We start from the raw sequence: 511 nt of genomic DNA on the forward strand, positions 1-511 counted from the left end.
GGCAAGGTGCAGTTGATTAATGGCGTCGACCTGTGCGAGAAGATGCGCAAGTCGCTCGGCAGCAAGCGCAATGTCATGTCCGAGGACGATATTGCCCTCATTACGCGCAGCTTCGCCAATTTTGAAGAGATCAGCCCGACGGTGCTCGACAAGCAGTCTGACGTCAAGAGCAGCCGCGGCCGCAAGTCCGAGAAAAGCAGTGCGCCAGCACCTAAAACTTTCGCCAGCAAGATATTCCCTACCCATGCATTCGGCTACCGGCGCATCACTGTTGAGCGCGCGCTGCGCACGTCGGCTCAGTTGAGCGACGAGCGCCTGGCTGACTTGCGCTTCGCACCCAAACCGTTCAATGCGCCGATGCGCTGGGTTTATGAACAATTCGGTGCGGCCTGGACGGAGGACGATTATGGTGTGTTCGATGCCGACCAGGCGCTGCTCATTCGCGCCAAGGTCAAGGCTGACTTCAGCGAACTCAAGGAAGCCCAGATCAAAGACTTGACGGCGCCGACAC

1 pseudogene is annotated in these 511 nt (G+C 58.3%); it reads left to right on the plus strand.

Annotated elements, in window-relative coordinates:
- Positions 1–511, plus strand: a pseudogene (locus AC0V2Y_RS28505) (SAM-dependent DNA methyltransferase); the annotation flags it as partial.

Source organism: Janthinobacterium sp. BHSEK (genome assembly GCF_056174685.1).